General features: G+C 73.9%; 16 protein-coding genes. 8 read left to right on the top strand and 8 right to left on the bottom strand.

The window, feature by feature from the left end; genetic code table 11:
- Positions 1 to 74 precede the first annotated feature (74 nt).
- The 4 genes from Sru01_RS03025 to Sru01_RS03040 all read right to left on the bottom strand — a co-directional run bounded on the left by Sru01_RS03025 (position 75) and on the right by Sru01_RS03040 (position 4,384).
- A complete protein-coding gene (locus Sru01_RS03025) occupies positions 75 to 1,208 on the bottom strand; it encodes an alpha/beta fold hydrolase (protein WP_203982284.1) in 1,134 nt (377 codons plus the stop codon).
- Positions 1,209 to 1,232: 24 nt separating this feature from the next.
- On the bottom strand, positions 1,233 to 2,375 hold the full coding sequence (gene alr / locus Sru01_RS03030) for an alanine racemase (protein ID WP_239136837.1): 1,143 nt from the start codon (positions 2,373 to 2,375) through the stop codon (positions 1,233 to 1,235).
- A gap of 106 nt (positions 2,376 to 2,481) precedes the next feature.
- Entirely contained in the window at positions 2,482 to 3,984 is a 1,503-nt protein-coding gene (locus tag Sru01_RS03035; protein ID WP_203982285.1) for an NAD(P)H-hydrate dehydratase, read from the bottom strand.
- Between the two features lie 49 nt (positions 3,985 to 4,033).
- Complete coding sequence (locus tag Sru01_RS03040) at positions 4,034 to 4,384, bottom strand: holo-ACP synthase (RefSeq protein WP_203982286.1); 351 nt, start codon at positions 4,382 to 4,384, stop codon at positions 4,034 to 4,036.
- 67 nt (positions 4,385 to 4,451) lie between these two features.
- Here Sru01_RS03040 and coaA point away from each other — a divergent pair, with 67 nt between their 5' ends.
- Genes coaA through Sru01_RS03070 form a run of 6 tightly spaced genes read left to right on the top strand, consistent with a single transcriptional unit; the run spans position 4,452 to position 9,854 of the window.
- Positions 4,452 to 5,375, top strand: coding sequence for a type I pantothenate kinase (gene coaA, locus Sru01_RS03045; protein WP_203982287.1), 924 nt, complete (start codon positions 4,452 to 4,454; stop codon positions 5,373 to 5,375).
- Positions 5,376 to 5,418: 43 nt separating this feature from the next.
- Positions 5,419 to 6,378 (top strand): DUF389 domain-containing protein, encoded by a 960-nt coding sequence (locus Sru01_RS03050; RefSeq protein WP_203982288.1) that lies wholly within the window; start codon positions 5,419 to 5,421, stop codon positions 6,376 to 6,378.
- A gap of 39 nt (positions 6,379 to 6,417) precedes the next feature.
- On the top strand, positions 6,418 to 7,326 hold the full coding sequence (locus tag Sru01_RS03055) for an ABC transporter ATP-binding protein (RefSeq protein WP_203982289.1): 909 nt from the start codon (positions 6,418 to 6,420) through the stop codon (positions 7,324 to 7,326).
- Positions 7,319 to 8,227 carry an ABC transporter permease subunit gene (locus tag Sru01_RS03060; protein WP_203982290.1) on the top strand — a complete coding sequence of 303 codons (909 nt, stop codon included), beginning with the start codon at positions 7,319 to 7,321 and terminating at the stop codon, positions 8,225 to 8,227. Before Sru01_RS03055 ends, Sru01_RS03060 begins: the two co-directional genes overlap by 8 nt.
- Positions 8,224 to 9,141: an ABC transporter ATP-binding protein gene (locus tag Sru01_RS03065; RefSeq protein WP_203982291.1), complete on the top strand. Its 918-nt coding sequence runs from the start codon at positions 8,224 to 8,226 to the stop codon at positions 9,139 to 9,141. The genes Sru01_RS03060 and Sru01_RS03065 overlap by 4 nt, the downstream gene beginning before the upstream one ends.
- Positions 9,138 to 9,854 (top strand): ABC transporter permease, encoded by a 717-nt coding sequence (locus Sru01_RS03070; protein WP_203982292.1) that lies wholly within the window; start codon positions 9,138 to 9,140, stop codon positions 9,852 to 9,854. Before Sru01_RS03065 ends, Sru01_RS03070 begins: the two co-directional genes overlap by 4 nt.
- A 32-nt stretch (positions 9,855 to 9,886) precedes the next feature.
- Here Sru01_RS03070 and Sru01_RS03075 read toward each other — a convergent pair whose 3' ends face one another.
- Both Sru01_RS03075 and Sru01_RS03080 read right to left on the bottom strand, forming a co-directional pair.
- Complete coding sequence (locus tag Sru01_RS03075; RefSeq protein ID WP_203982293.1) at positions 9,887 to 10,258, bottom strand: hypothetical protein; 372 nt, start codon at positions 10,256 to 10,258, stop codon at positions 9,887 to 9,889.
- A gap of 44 nt (positions 10,259 to 10,302) precedes the next feature.
- Positions 10,303 to 11,070 carry a TetR/AcrR family transcriptional regulator C-terminal domain-containing protein gene (locus Sru01_RS03080; RefSeq protein WP_239136839.1) on the bottom strand — a complete coding sequence of 256 codons (768 nt, stop codon included), beginning with the start codon at positions 11,068 to 11,070 and terminating at the stop codon, positions 10,303 to 10,305.
- A 70-nt stretch (positions 11,071 to 11,140) separates the two neighbouring features.
- On the opposite strand from Sru01_RS03080, the gene Sru01_RS03085 reads away from it, so the two are divergent.
- Complete coding sequence (locus tag Sru01_RS03085) at positions 11,141 to 12,325, top strand: FAD-dependent monooxygenase (RefSeq protein WP_203982294.1); 1,185 nt, start codon at positions 11,141 to 11,143, stop codon at positions 12,323 to 12,325.
- A gap of 109 nt (positions 12,326 to 12,434) precedes the next feature.
- Positions 12,435 to 12,971 (top strand): hypothetical protein, encoded by a 537-nt coding sequence (locus tag Sru01_RS03090; RefSeq protein ID WP_203982295.1) that lies wholly within the window; start codon positions 12,435 to 12,437, stop codon positions 12,969 to 12,971.
- A gap of 122 nt (positions 12,972 to 13,093) precedes the next feature.
- On the opposite strand, the gene glmM is transcribed toward Sru01_RS03090, so the two are convergent.
- Together glmM and rpsI are read right to left on the bottom strand one after the other, a co-directional pair.
- On the bottom strand, positions 13,094 to 14,455 hold the full coding sequence (gene glmM / locus Sru01_RS03095) for a phosphoglucosamine mutase (RefSeq protein ID WP_203982296.1): 1,362 nt from the start codon (positions 14,453 to 14,455) through the stop codon (positions 13,094 to 13,096).
- Positions 14,452 to 14,982 carry a 30S ribosomal protein S9 gene (gene rpsI / locus Sru01_RS03100; RefSeq protein ID WP_203982297.1) on the bottom strand — a complete coding sequence of 177 codons (531 nt, stop codon included), beginning with the start codon at positions 14,980 to 14,982 and terminating at the stop codon, positions 14,452 to 14,454. The genes glmM and rpsI overlap by 4 nt, the downstream gene beginning before the upstream one ends.
- Between the last annotated feature and the right edge of the window lie 3 nt (positions 14,983 to 14,985).

The raw sequence follows: 14,985 nt of genomic DNA on the forward strand, positions 1-14,985 counted from the left end.
CAGGTCACCCGGCCCGAGCCGGCGGGCGATCTCCTCGCCCAGCGATCGCATGTCCTCGGTGGTGCTCGCGCGCCTCATCCGCTCTCCTCGGCCACGGCCGCGCCGCCGGGCGGCCCGGTGGTCTCTTCCAGATTTTCGATGCCCTCGGCGGCGCCGGCCGCCCCGGTGTCCTGCACCCGTTTGAGCAGTTCCCCGATCGCCTCGTTCACCTCGGCGGGCCGCTCGAGCAGCACCAGGTGGGAGGCGCCCTTGACCTCGGTCAGCCGGGCCGAGGGCAGGCCGGCGTTGATGGACCTGCTGTGGTCCGGCGGCGTCAGCCAGTCCTTGTCCCCGACGATGATCTCGGTCGGCACCCGGTCCAGCACGTCCAGCGCGGCCAGCTTGTCATGCGACATCAGCGCCGGGTAGAAGTCGGCGATCACGTCGGTGGGCGTGGAGCGGATCATCGACTCGGCGAAGTCGACCACGGTCGGACTGACCGCGGTGGCGTCCCCGAAGCCGAGATAGCGCAGCATCAGGAACGCGACGTCGCTGCCGGCCTGCCGGCCCCGGTCCACCAGGGCGGCGCGGCGGCCGAGCAAGGACACGGTGGGGGTGGCCGCCCAGTGCACGGCCTTGGAGATCAGCGCGGGCAGGCCCAGGGTGACCTCCGCCAGCCGACCGGCCGACGTGGAGATCAGCGCCACCCCGCGGATCTTGTCGCCGAACAGTTCCGGGTGGCTCTCGGCCAGCGCCATGACGGTCATGCCGCCCATGGAGTGGCCGATCAGCACGCACGGGCCGGGCACCAGCGCCTCGATCACGTCCGCCAGGTCGGCGCCGAGCCGGTCGATGGTGCAGTCCTCCGCGGGGGTGCGGGTGGAGCGGCCGTGGCAGCGCTGGTCCCAGAAGACCAGCCGGCAGGAGTCGCGCAGGTGGCGGCGCTGGTAGTGCCAGGAGTCGAGGTTCAGGGTGTAACCGTGGCAGAACACGACGGTCAGCGGGGCGTCCTCCGGCCCGTCGACCTCGGCATGCAGCTCCACGCCGTCGGAGGTGCGCACCGTCGTGGCGCGCCCGCGCAGCTCGCCGAACGGCTCGCTCGCCGCCGTGTCGGGACGCAGCCGGATGCGCCCGACGGCGTATCGCTTGGCCAGCGCGGCGGCGGCGACGCTCGCCGAGGTGGCGCCGACGACCGCTCCCGCTATCCCGACCCTGCGCCGTGCGGGCATGGCGACCTCCTCCTTCCAGGGGCTTTACCGGTGAACGCGCGGGACGCGCGATCCGATCCCGGTCACGATCTCATAGCTGATCGTCTCCAGGGAATCCGCCCATTCCTGGGCGGTCGGCTCACCGGCCGTGCCCGGGCCGAACAGGATGATCTCGTCCCCCTCCCGGATGGCGTCGTCGGCGACATCGATCATGAACTGGTCCATGCAGACCCGGCCGGCCACCCGGCGCCGCCGGCCGGCGGCGAGCACCTCGGCCCGGTTGGTCGCGGCCCGCCGCACGCCGTCGGCGTATCCGAGGGGGACCAGGGCCAGCGTGGTCTCCCGCTCGGTGACGTAAAGATGTCCGTAGGACACTCCGGTACCGGCCGGCACCCGCTTCACCAGCGCGGCGCGGGCGGCCAGCGTCATCGCCGGGCGGAGCCCGAAGTCACCGAGCGCCGGCACGGGCGTGAGACCGTAGATCGCGATGCCTGGACGGACCATGTCATAACGCGCGTCCGGCACGGTGAGGGTGGCCGCCGAGTTGGCCATGTGCCGGACGATGCCCGGCCCGGACGCGCCCGCCTTCTCGGCCACCGCCAGCGCCTCCTCGAACACCGCGATCTGCCGGGCGATGGACGGGTGCCCGGGGATGTCGGCGCACGCGAAGTGCGACCACAGCCCCGCCAGCTGGATCAGCCCGGCGGCCTGCAGGGCGAGCGCGCGGTCGACCAGCGCCGGCCACTCGGCCAGGGTGGCGCCGCCCCGGGTGACCCCGGTGTCGACCTTGAGGTGGACGCGGGCCGGCAACTCGGCCCGCCGCGCCGCCGCGGCGATCTCGTCCAGCAGCCACCCGGTACCCGCCGAGAGGTCGACGGCCGCGGCCACCGCGTCGTCGAGCGGCTCGCCGGGCGTGATGATCCACGCCAGCACCGGCGCGGTGATGCCCGCGGCGCGCAGGTCCAGGGCCTCCTGGACGTAGGCGGTGCCCAGGCGGGTGGCGCCGCCGGCGAGCGCGGCCCGGGCGCACGGCACCATGCCGTGCCCGTAGCCGTCCGCCTTGACCACCGCCATCACCTCGGCGCCGGGGGCATGCCCGGCGATCACCTCGATGTTGTGCCTGATCGCCGCCAGGTCCACCCGGGCCTCGGCCGGGGTGACGACGGAACCGTGAATGGGGAGACTCACCCTTCCAGTTTCGCAGCAGGTGAGGGACGCGCGGACCTCTTCCCGGCCAAGGCGCCGTCAACCCGGCACCGGATGAAGGGCGGGTAAAGGCGGCGACCGGGAGCGGTCAGGAGCCGGAGGTGAGGGCGCGCACCGCGGCGGGCAGCCGCTCGGCCACGTCCATGGCGGCGATGGGCGCCTCCCCGCCCTCCGGGCCGGTGGCGGCGGCCCGGCCGGCCAGCCCGTGGACGTGGGCGGCGCACGCCGCCGCGTCGGCGCACGCCAGCCCGGCCGCCAGGTAGGCCCCGGCGATGCCGGCGAGCACGTCACCGGTACCGCCGGTGGCCAGCCACGGGGTACCCGTGCGGTTGACCCGCACCGGCCCGCCCTCCTCGGCGACCACCGTGGTCGACCCTTTGAGCAGTACCGTCACGCCGAACTCGGCGGCCGCCCGGCGCGCGTGGTGCAGCCGGCGCGCCTCGACGTCGCCGGCCGGGACGTCCAGCAGGCGCCCGAGCTCACCGGCGTGCGGGGTGATCAGGGTGGGCGCGCGGCGCCGCAGCAGTCCGGGCTCCCGGGCGGTCACGGTGAGCCCGTCCGCGTCGACCAGCACCGGGACGTCGGTGGCCAGCACCGCCCTGGCCAGTTCCAGCGCGCCGTCGCCGGTGCCCATGCCGGGGCCGAGCACCCAGGCCTGCACCCGGCCCACCTCGGCCACCCCCTCCTCCGGAGCGATGATCTTGGTGACCGCCTCCGGCCAGCGGGCCCGCACCTGGCGGACCGGGTCGGCGGCGCCGGCGAAGCGGACCAGCCCGGCGCCGGCCCGCACCGCGCCACCGACCGCCAGCACCGCCGCGCCGGTGAACCGGTCGCTGCCCGCCACGACGCCGACCACGCCCCTGCGGTACTTGTCGGACTCGGCGCCGGGCCGGGGCAGCAGGCCGGCCACCTCGGCGCCGGTGAGGGCGACGACGCCCGGCTCGGGCAGGTCGGGTCCGAGCCCGATGTCCACCGGCAGCAGGGTGCCGGCCCGGGACGCGCCCGGGTCGACCAGCAGGCCGGCCTTCACCGCGCCGAAGGTCACGGTGAGATGCGCGCGCACCGCCTCGCCGGCGATCTCGCCGGTGGAGGCGTCCACCCCGCTCGGCACGTCGACCGCGACCACCACCCCCGGCGCCCCGCCCGCCAGCCTGGCCAGCGCGGCGTACGGCTCGCGGAGCGCGCCGGACCCGCCGATGCCGACCAGCCCGTCCATGATGAGGTCGGCCCGGCGGACCAGCCCGGTGAGCCGCGGATCGGCGTCCGGGGGCCCGTCCGGCAGGCCCGCGGCCCGGCCGCCCGCGCGCCGCAGCGCGGCGAGGCCACCGGCGTGCGCCCGCGGCGCGGCGAGCACGGCGTCCACCCGGGCGCCCCGGCGGGCGAGCAGCGCCCCCGCGTACAACGTGTCGCCGCCGTTGTCCCCGGCCCCCACCAGGAGCAGGACGCGGGCGCCGTACACCCGGGGCAGGGCCCGCGCGCACGCCACGGCCAGGCCGGCGGCGGCCCGCCCCATCAGCGTGCCCTCGGGCAGCCGGGCCATCAGCTTCCGCTCGGCCGCCCTGATCTCGTCGGACGTGTACGCGTTCAGCACCCTGCCGAATCTAGCCCGCCGCGATCACCCGCGAGAAGGCCACCCGCCGTCACCCCTCGGCGATCACGTACGCGACGGCGAACCCGCCGTCGTGGCTGAGCGAAACATGCCAGGTGCGCACGCCGAGCCCCGCGGCCACCTCGGCGACCCGGCCGGTGACCCGGAGCGTCGGCCGGCCGTGCTCGGCCGTGACGATCTCCGCCTCCTGGTGGCCGAGCCCGGGCGGGGCGCCGAGGGCCTTGGCCACCGCCTCCTTGGCGGCGAACCGGGCGGCCAGCGAGGCGGCCGGCAGCCCGCGCTCGCCCTCGGTGAACAGCCGCCGCAGCAGCGTGGGAGTGCGCTCCAGCGCCGCCGCCAGCCGGGCGATGTCCACGATGTCGACTCCGATGCCCACGATCACGACTCCATGGTGTCGCATCCCCGCCCCGCCGCGGGCTCGGCCGGGGGCATCAGTAGAGTCGTCGCACATGGAGGCACCGAATCCGTACGTCGAGCTCGGCCGCGAGCAGTGGCGCGACCTGCGCCAGAACACGCCTCTGACCCTGACGGCGCGGGAGCTGGAAGAGCTGCGCGGCGTGCAGGACCCGATCGACCTGGCCGAGGTCACCGACATCTACCTGCCGCTGACCCGGCTGCTCAACCTGCACTTCACCGGGGCCCGGCAGCGCAGCGCGGCGGTCAACACCTTCCTCGGCGACGACCGCGAGCCCCCGCCGTACATCCTCGGGATCGCCGGCAGCGTCGCGGTCGGCAAGTCGACCACCGCCCGGCTGCTGCACACTCTGCTGGCCCAGTGGCCCGAGCACCCCCGGGTAGGGCTGATCACCACCGACTCGTTCCTCTACCCCAACAAGGTGCTGGAGGACCGCGGCATCCCGCACCGCAAGGGCTTCCCGGAGAGCTACGACCGCCGGGCGCTGGTCCGGTTCGTCGCCGCGGTCAAGGCCGGGGCCGAGGAGGTGCGGGCGCCGGTCTACAGCCACCTGGAGTACGACATCGTGCCGGGCGCCGTGCAGACCGTGCGCCGGCCGGACATCCTCATCGTCGAAGGGCTGAACGTGCTGCAGCCGGCTCCGCCGGCGGCGCTGGCGGTCAACGACTACTTCGACTTCTCCATCTACGTCGACGCGCGGGTGGAGGACATCCGCGCCTGGTACGTCGAGCGTTTCCACAAGCTGCGCCGGACCGCCTTCGCCGACCCCAAGTCCTACTTCTCCTACATCGCCGACCTGTCGGAGGAGGAGGCGACCGCCTTCGCGCGCAACGTGTGGCGGGACGTCAACGAGCGCAACCTGGTGGACAACATCGCCCCGACCCGCGGCCGGGCGAGCCTGGTGCTCCAGAAGGGTCCCGATCACGCCGTCCGCCGGGTGCGCCTGCGCCGGGCGTGATCCCCGCGGGTCCGCGCGCGTCCGGGCTCACTAGGCTTTGCCCGTGCTGCACCTGCGCGTGATCACACCGGCCGACCGCACGTCCGCCGTGGTCGAGCTGCTCACCGGTAACGAAGGCGTGACCAACCTCGTCGTGATGGCCGGCGCCGCCCGGCGGCCGGCGGGCGACCTGGTGCTCTTCGACGTCGCCCGCGAGGCGGCCAACGGGGTCATCGACTGCCTCAAGGACCTGGGCCTGGAGCAGGAGGGGTCGATCGCGATCGAGCACGTCGACCTTTCGGTGTCCCGGGTCGCCGACGAGGCCGAGGCGGCGGTGCCCGGCGCCCCCGACGACGCGGTCGTCTGGGAGGACCTGTCGCGCCAGGTGTCCGGCGACTGCCGCATCACCTGGGCGTTCCTCGCCTTCCTCACCATCGCCACGCACCTGGCGGCGATCGGCGTGCTGCTCCCCTCGCTCATCCTGATCGTCGGCGCGATGGTGCTGGGCCCGGAGTTCGGCGCGGTCGCCGCGGTCTCCTTCGGGCTGCTGCGCGGCGATCGGGAAATGATCGGCTCCGCGCTGCGGGCGCTGGCCATCGGGTTCGGGGTCGCCATCGCGATCACCACGCTGTCCGCCCTCGCCGCCCACTGGCTCGACTGGATCCCCAGTCTGGCCAGGCACGACGAGGTCGACTTCATCGTCAAGCCCGACCGGTGGTCGTTCATCGTGGCCCTGCTCGCCGGGGCGGCCGGCGTGCTGTCGGTCACCGCGGGCAAGTCCTCGGCGCTGGTCGGCGTCTTCATCTCGGTCACCACGGTCCCGGCCGCCGGCTACGCCGCGCTGGCGATCGCGCTCGGCCAGTGGGGCGACGTGATCGGCTCGGTGGGCCAGCTCGGGATCAACATCGCCGGCATGGTGATCTCCGGCACGCTCGTACTGTTCCTCCAGCGGTTCTTCTGGGCGCGCCACGGGCTGCGCGTCGCCGCCCCCACCCCAGGAAGGAGGCACGGTTCGTCCGTGTGAAGGAGTCCACCCCGCCGCCGGGTCGACTAGGGTCCGGGCATGACCATCCTCGCCACCGAGGGCCTGACCAAGCGCTTCCCGCGCGTGACGGCGCTGGACCGCCTCACCGTCTCGGCGGAGCCGGGCGTGACCGGCCTGGTCGGCGCGAACGGCGCGGGGAAGTCCACGCTGATCAAGCTGCTGCTCGGGCTGACGCCGCCGACCGAGGGCCGGGCCACCGTGCTCGGTCTCGATCCCGCCGCCCAGGCGCTGGACATCCGGCGGGCCGTCGGCTACATGCCCGAGCACGAGTGCCTGCCGCCGGACGTCTCCGCCACCGAGTTCGTGGTGCACATGGCCCGCATGTCCGGCCTGCCGCGGGCCGCCGCCCGCGAGCGCGCCGCCGACACCCTGCGCCACGTCGGCCTGTACGAGGAGCGCTACCGGCCGATCGGCGGCTACTCCACCGGCATGCGCCAGCGGGTCAAGCTGGCCCAGGCCCTGGTGCACGACCCGAAGCTGGTCTTCCTCGACGAGCCCACCAACGGCCTCGACCCGCAGGGCCGCGACGAGATGCTGGCGCTGATCCGCCGGGTGGGCACCGAGTTCGGCATCAGCGTGATCGTCACCTCCCACCTGCTCGGCGAGCTGGAGCGGGTCTGCGACCACGTCATCGTCATCGACGGCGGCCGGCTGCTGCGCTCGTCCTCGATCGGCGAGTTCACCCAGCGGACCCAGTCGGTCACCGTGGAGGTCGAGGAGGGGCAGGACGCCCTGGCCGGCCGCCTCGCCGAGCTCGGCCAGCAGGTCACCGCGCACGGCCGCCTGCTCACCGTCGCGGTGAGCTCCCCCGCCACCTACGACGCCGTCCGCGACGCGGTGTGCGACCTCGACCTTCGCCTGGTGCGCCTGGAGCAGGGCCGGCACCGCATCGAGGACGTCTTCCGCGAGGAGGTCTCCAGTGTCTGAGCCACCGCCCGCTCCGCCCGCCCCGGCGGCGGCGCCCACCGGCGTCATCCACGACATCGGCTACCGCCACTACCAGGGCCGCCGGCTGGGCCGCGGCCACGCGCTGGCCGCGCTCACCGGCCACAGCCTGCGCGGCGTCTTCGGCCTGGGCCGCCCGGCCCGCGCGAAGATCATGCCGTTCCTGCTGGCCGGGATCATGATGTTGCCCGCGGCGGTGTCGATCGCCATGATGGCGATCCTCAAGCAGCGCGGGATCGCCTATCCGGCCTACGCGGGGATCATGCAGGCGGTGCTCGCGGTGTTCCTGGCCGCCCAGTCGCCCGGGCTGGTGGCGCCGGACCTCCGCTTCCGGGTGCTGCCGCTGTACCTGTCCCGGCCCAACTCCACCGCCGACTACGTGATCGCCAAGCTCGCCGCGATGGCCGCCGCGATCCTGCTGCTGCTCGCGGTCCCGCTGACCACGATGTTCGTCGGCGAGCTGCTGGTCGACCTGCCCGGGCCGCCGCAGACGTCGCACTACCTGGCCGCGCTGGCCACCTCGGTGCTGTACGCGCTGCTGCTGGGCTCGATCGGCGTGGCGATCGCCTCCTTCACCCCGCGCCGCGGGCTCGGCGTGGCGGCGGTGATCGCGGTGTACCTGCTGTCCTCGGCGATCTCCGGGGTGCTGGTCGGCGTGCTGGAGTCGGTCGGCCGGCACACCGCCGCGCTGTGGGCGTGGCTGATCAACCCGTTCTTCCTGGTGGACGCGGTACAGAACTGGCTGTTCGACACCCCGTCGGCCAGCGGCGACGGCTACCCGCCCGGCATCGGCGGGCCGGTCGCGCTGCTCGCCGCGCTGGTGCTGATCATCCTGGCCGTCACCGCGCTCCTGTTCCGCTACCGCAAGGCGGCCGCCTCATGAACATCGAACTGCGCCAGGTCTCCCGCTGGTACGGCAACGTCGTCGCGGTCAACGACGTCTCGATGAACGTCGGCCCCGGCGTCACCGGCCTGCTCGGCCCGAACGGCGCCGGCAAGTCCACCCTGCTGCACGTGATGGCCGGGTTCCTCGCGCCGTCCACCGGGACCGCCACGCTCGACGGCCGGCCGATCTGGCGCAACCACGACATCTACCGGTCGATCGGGCTGGTGCCCGAGCGGGAGGGCGTGTACGGCTTCCTCACCGGCCGGCAGTTCGTGCTGAGCAGCGCCCGGCTGCACCGGTTGCCCGAACCGGAGGACGCCGCCGCCAAGGCCCTGGCCCTGGTGGAGATGGAGGCCGCCAAGGACCGGCGGATCGAGACCTACTCCAAGGGCATGCGCCAGCGGGTGAAGGTCGCCGCCGCGCTGGTGCACGACCCGCGGGTGCTGCTGCTGGACGAGCCGTTCAACGGCATGGACCCGCGCCAGCGCCTCCACCTGATGGACCTGGTGCGCGAGCTCGGCGCGGCGGGCCGCACCATCCTGTTCAGCTCGCACATCCTGGAGGAGGTGGAGCGGGTCGCCCAGCACATCGAGGTGCTGGTGGCCGGCCGGCACGCCGCCTCCGGCGACTTCCGGGAGATCCGCCGCCGGATGACCGACCGGCCGCACCTGTTCCGGGTGCGGTCCAGCGACGACCGGCGGCTGGCCGCCGCGCTGATCGCCGACGCCTCGTCCGGGGCGGTGTCGCTGGCCGAGGGCGGGCTGGAGGTCCAGGCGCTGGACTTCCGCCGGTTCACCTGGCTGCTGCCCCGGGTCGCCCGGGACGCCGGGGTGTCGGTGTGGCAGGTCTCCCCGGCCGACGAGGACCTGGAAAGCGTCTTCTCCTATCTGATCTCCGGGAGCTCCCGTTGAACGCCGTCGTCGCCGGCATCACCTACCGGGCCGTGCTCGGCCGCCGCCGGGTGCTGCTGATGGTGCTGCTGCCGCTGCTGCTGATCGCGCTGGCCCTGGTGCTGCGCTGGGTCGGCAGCGCGGACGAGAAGGCCGCCGTCACGCTCATGCAGGTCTACGCGATCGGCACCATGCTGCCGCTGCTCGGGTTGATCGCCGGTACCGGCACGATCGCGCCGGAGATCGACGACGGCACCATCATCCACCTGCTGTCCAAGCCGATCTCCCGGCCGGTGATCGCGGTGACGAAATTCGTGGTCGCCGCGTCCATGCTGGCGGTCTTCGCCGCGCTGCCGACCTTCGCCGCCGGCTACCTGCTGCTGCGGGACGAGGCGGGGGTCGCCGCCGGGTTCGGCGTCGGCGCGCTCGCCGGCGGGGTCGCCTACGCGGCGGTGTTCCTGCTGCTGGGAGTGCTCACCCGGCACGCGGTGACGGTCGGCATCATCTACGCGGTGGTGTGGGAGAACCTGGTGGGCCGGTTCGTACCCGGCGCGCGGGATCTGTCGATCCAGCAGTGGGCGCAGACCTTCGCCGACCAGATCTCCACCTCGGGCTTCCTGAAGTCCTCGGTCGCCATGGGCTTCGCCGTCCCGGCCATCCTGGTGGTGACCATCGGCTCGGTGCTGTGGGCCGGCCACCGCCTGCGCTCCCTCTCCCTCACCGGCGAGGAGTGACCGGCGGCGTCCGGGGGTTTCCGGAGTTGCCGTCAGCGGCGGAACATGAGGCGGACGCAGACGCCGGTGGCGACGCAGCCGACGGAGAAGAGCATCAGCACGGTGGCGGGCAGCAGGCCGAGGGTCCACAGCCGCCGTTCCGCCGCCCCGGCGGTGAGCCCGCCCCAGGCGGCCGCCAGCAGCTGGGGGGCGCAGAACGGCACCAGCACGGCGACGGCCGTGCGGACCGCCACGGTGGCGCCGAGCCCCACGCCGCCGAGCAGGACCGCGGCGAACAGCCAGGGATAGAGCGGCGAGCGGAAGAACAGCCCGCCGGTGCCGGTGGCGCAGGCCGCCCAGGTGGCGAACCCGCCCGCGACCAGGGAGACGGCGGCGATCAGCGGGATCCGGTACCGGGGGAGCACGAAGGTTCACCCTAGAGGACGGCGGGCCCGGCGGGTGCGGGCGGTCAGGACCGCTCGGGGTGCCTGCGGGAGTCGATCAGCCGGGCCAGGCCGTCCAGGATGCGGTCCAGCCCGTACCGCAGGCCGGTTTCCTGCGCTTCGGGCACCGCGGCCGCCTCGGCCAGCGCGGCGGTGACCGCCGGGTGACGGTCGCCGTACCGGTGGACCAGCCCGGCGATCATCTTGGCCATCGCGTGCTCGTCGGTACCGGCCGGCCCGCCGGCCACCGTGACGGTCTGCTGGGCCATGCCCCGCACGTAGCTGGTGACCAGCGCGAGGGTGTCCAGCCGTTCGGCGCCGGTCAGCCCGGTGCCCTCCAGGGCGCGCAGCCCCGCGTCCATCCAGCCGAGTTCGTTGGGCCCGAGCGCCCGATGCCCCGCGGTCGACCGGGTGGCCCACGGATGCCGGACCAGCGCGGCCCAGAACCGCATGGCCCACTCGGCCAGCCGGGGCCGCCAGCCGCCGGGCACCGCCGCGAGGTCGGGCGGCGGGCCGATCGCCGTGTCGACCATGAGGGCGACCAGCTCCCGCTTGCCGGGCACGTAGCGGTACAGCGCCATGGTGGTGAAACCGAAGGTCTTCGCCACCCGCTGCATGGACAGCGCGGCCGGCCCTTCGGTGTCGGCGATCTCGATCGCGGCCGCGGTGATGGCGGCCAGGGTGAGCCCGGGCTTGGGACCCCGGCTCGGCCCGGCCCGTTCCCCCCACAGCAGCTCGACGCTCCGCGCCTCCTCGCCGAACAGATCGCCGTCACCGGTGTTGCCCTGGTCCATAGAACTGTGTATAACATAAACCAATTGCTTATACGGCAAACAGTTTGCTGAGTACACGGAAGAGGAAGCCATGGCAGGCAAGACCGTTCTCATCTCCGGAGCGAGCATCGCCGGGCCCGCGCTGGCCTGCTGGCTGGGCCGGCACGGCTTCGCCCCCACCGTGGTCGAGATCGCGCCCCGGCTGCGCGACGGCGGCTACGCGGTCGACTTCCGCGCGGCGCACCTGCCGATGCTGGCGCGGCTCGGCATCCTGGACGAGCTGCGCGAGGTACAGACCGGCGGCAGCCCGTACAGCTTCGTCGACGCCGGCGGCCGCGAGGTCGCGGCCATGCCCGGCGAATTCGCCGGCGGCGCCGTGGAGGTGCTGCGCGCCGACCTGGCCCGCGTCCTGTACCGGCACAGCGCCCCCACCACCGAGTACGTCTTCGGCGACACGATCACCTCGCTCACCGAGACCCCTGGCGGCGTCGAGGTGACCTTCCGCAGCGGCGCTCTGCGGACGTTCGACCTGGTCATCGGGGCCGACGGCCTGCATTCCACCGTCCGCCGGCTCGCGTTCGGCCCGGAGAGCGACTACGTCACCCACTTCGGGTACCACGTCGCCGGCTGGAGCATGCCCAACCATCTCGGCGCCGGCCGTACCCGGCTGCAGTACAACACCCCAGGCCGGCTGATCGGGGTGGCCGCCGACCACCGGGACCCGGGCCGGGCCGACGCGATGGCGGTGTTCGCCACCCAGGGGCCGCCGGTTCACGACCGGCACGACACGGCGGCGCAGAAACGCATCATCGCCGACCGGTTCGCCGGTGCGGGCTGGCACACCGCCGAGCTGATCGACGCGCTGTGGCGGGCCGACGACCTGTACTTCGACACCATCAGCCGGGTCGACGTGCCGCGCTGGTCCGCCGGGCGGGTGGCGCTGGCCGGCGACGCCGCGCACGGCGCCTCGCTCAGCGGGATGGGCACCGGCGCCGCCATGGTGGGCGCCTGCGTCCTGGCCGCCGAGCTGGCCGCCGAGGCCGACCATCGGGTGGCCTTCGCCCGGTACGAGGAGCGGATCCGCGACTTCGCCCGGCGCTGCCAGCAGGGAAGCAGGACGGCCGGCCGGTTCCTCGCCCCGCGGACCCGGCGAGGCCTGTGGGCGCGCAACCGGATGCTCAACACCCGGTTCATGATGGACATGATGATCAGGGACGCCGACCGGCGCGCGGAGAACGACCGGCTGGACGAGTTCCTCGCGGCACCCGCCGCGTGATCGACATAAAACCGGCTTGAGTCTCCCCCTGCTGGAGGGTGGAGGTTGGACCTGAGCCCTGGCCACGGCCGGCCCGGGCACCTTCCGGCGAACCGAGGAGATCGAAGACATGGAAGAGACCGCGACGCGGGCCGCCCGGCAGCGGCTGATCGACGAGTTCGTCGACGAGACGTTCGCGGGCGTCGATCCCGGCACGCCCGGCGCCGGCATCGGCGAGCGGATGCGCCGGCTGCCGGACTTCGACGCGGAGAACCCCGGGCGGGCGGCGGCCTGGCGGGAGCTGGCCGGGCTGGTCGGCGACCCCGCCTTCCGGGCTCGGGTCCGCGAGATGGCGCTGGCCGGCGCGGCGTCCACCGAGGAACCGCCGGCCTACGACGGGCAGGCCGTCATCACCCACGCCGGCCAGGCGCTGGCCGGCGGGGTGGCGCCGGGCTCGGCGGCGGCCGAGGAGGTGCTCGGGCGGATCCTGCCCGCCGGCCTGCCGCCGGGCGACCGCGCCCGGCTGGCCGATCAGGTGGAGCTGTTCAGCGACCGCCGGGTGGAGCGCTACTGGACGCTGTTCACCGTGCTGGCCGGCGACTCCCCTGCCCCGGCCCTGGTGCCGGCGTTCGAATGGTTCGCCGCCGCGCTGCGCGCGCACGGCTGACCCGCGCCCGCGCCGGGCGGCCACCGGACCTGATCACGTCCACCGGTGGCAGGACGGCGGCGGAACGACGGCGGCGGGGCCCCCGAAAGGGGACCCCGCCGCCGGTGTGTTCAGGCGCGAGTTCAGCCGCAGCTGGTGCGGACCACCTCGGCCAGCCGGTTCGCCACCTGCTCGGCCTCGTCCTGCGTCTCGGCCTCGACCATCACCCGGACCATCGGCTCGGTGCCGCTCGGCCGGATGACCACCCGGCCGGTATCGCCGAGGGCCTTCTCCGCGTCGGCCACCGCGTCGGCCAGTTCGGCCGACGAGGCCGCCTTGGCCTTGGAGACGTCCCGGACGTTGACCAGCACCTGCGGCAGGCGGGTCATCGCCCCGGCCAGCTCGTCCAGCGACCGCCCGGAACGCGCCACCTCGGCCAGCAGGTGCAGCGAGGTGAGCAGCCCGTCGCCGGTGGTCGCGTGGTCCAGCATCAGCACGTGCCCGGACTGCTCGCCGCCCAGGTTGTAGCCGCCGGCCCGCATGGCCTCCAGCACGTAGCGGTCGCCGACCGCGGTCTCGACCATGCCGAGCCCGGCCTTCCGCAACGCGATCTTGAAGCCCAGGTTGGACATGATCGTGGCGACCACGGTGTCCTTGGCCAGGGTGCCGGCCTCGTGCATGGCCAGCGCCAGGACCAGCATGATCTGGTCGCCGTCCACCACCTCGCCGGACCCGGTCACCGCCAGGCACCGGTCGGCGTCACCGTCGTAGGCGATCCCGGCGTCCGCGCCGCTCGCCAGCACGGCCTCGCGCAGCGCGCCGAGATGGGTGGAGCCGACCCCGTCGTTGATGTTCAGCCCGTCCGGTGCCGCGCCGATCGTCTCGACGACCGCGCCGGCCCGCCGCAGCGCCTCTGGAGCGACCACATGGGCCGCGCCGTGCGCGCAGTCGACGACCAGCCGCAACCCGTCCAACCGGCCGGACACCGACGTCAGCACGTGCGAGACGTACCGGTCGGCCTCCCCGAACGCGTCCCGGACCCGGCCCACGGCCGGGCCCACCGGCCGCGTCCACTTCTCGCCGAGCCGCCGCTCGATCTCGTTCTCGGTCGCGTCGGGCAGCTTGAACCCGCCGCGCGCCAGGAACTTCAGGCCGTTGTCCGGCGCCGGGTTGTGCGACGCCGACAGCATGACGCCGAGATCGGCGCCGAGGGCCGAGGTGAGGTAGGCGACCGCCGGGGTGGGCAGCACCCCGAGGCGCAGCACGTCCACCCCCGACGACGCCAGACCGGCGACCACGGCGGCCTCCAGGAACTCCCCCGAGGCGCGCGGGTCCCGGCCCACGACGGCCACCGGGCGGCCCCGCCGCCCGACACTCGACTCGAAGGCACCGGCATCGCCGAGGACGTGGGCCGCCGCGACCGAGAGGTCCATGGCGAGCTCGGCCGTGAGGTCGCGTCCCGCGACCCCACGTACCCCGTCGGTGCCGAAGAGGCGGGCCGTCAACGCTTGCTGTACTGGGGAGCCTTACGGGCCTTCTTGAGGCCGTACTTCTTCCGCTCCTTCTCCCGCGCGTCCCGGGTCAGGAAGCCGGCCTTCTTCAGCGGCGGGCGGTTGACCTCGGTGTCCAGCGCGGTGAGCGCGCGGGACAGGCCCATGCGCAGCGCGCCGGCCTGGCCGGTCACGCCGCCGCCGTCGATGCGGGCGTGCACGTCGAACTGGTCCTCGGCGCCGAGCGTCACGAAGGGCTCGTTGACGATCTGCTGGTGGACCTTGTTCGGGAAGTAGTTGTCCAGCGAGCGACCATTGATGGTCCACTTGCCGGAGCCCGGAACGATGCGCACGCGCGCGATCGCCTCCTTGCGGCGGCCCGTGCCGTACGAGTTGCCCGTGGTGATGGGCTTGCGCGCGGCGACGTCACTGCTCGGAGCGGACTCGCTGGTGTACTCGGACGGGAACTCCTCAGCGGAGGTGCTGTCCGCAATGTCCAGCCCGCCCTCGTAGGGCGTCTCGACACCGGTGGGCTCGGCCACGGT

Source organism: Sphaerisporangium rufum, assembly GCF_016863395.1.
Taxonomy (GTDB): Bacteria; Actinomycetota; Actinomycetes; order Streptosporangiales; family Streptosporangiaceae; genus Sphaerisporangium; species Sphaerisporangium rufum.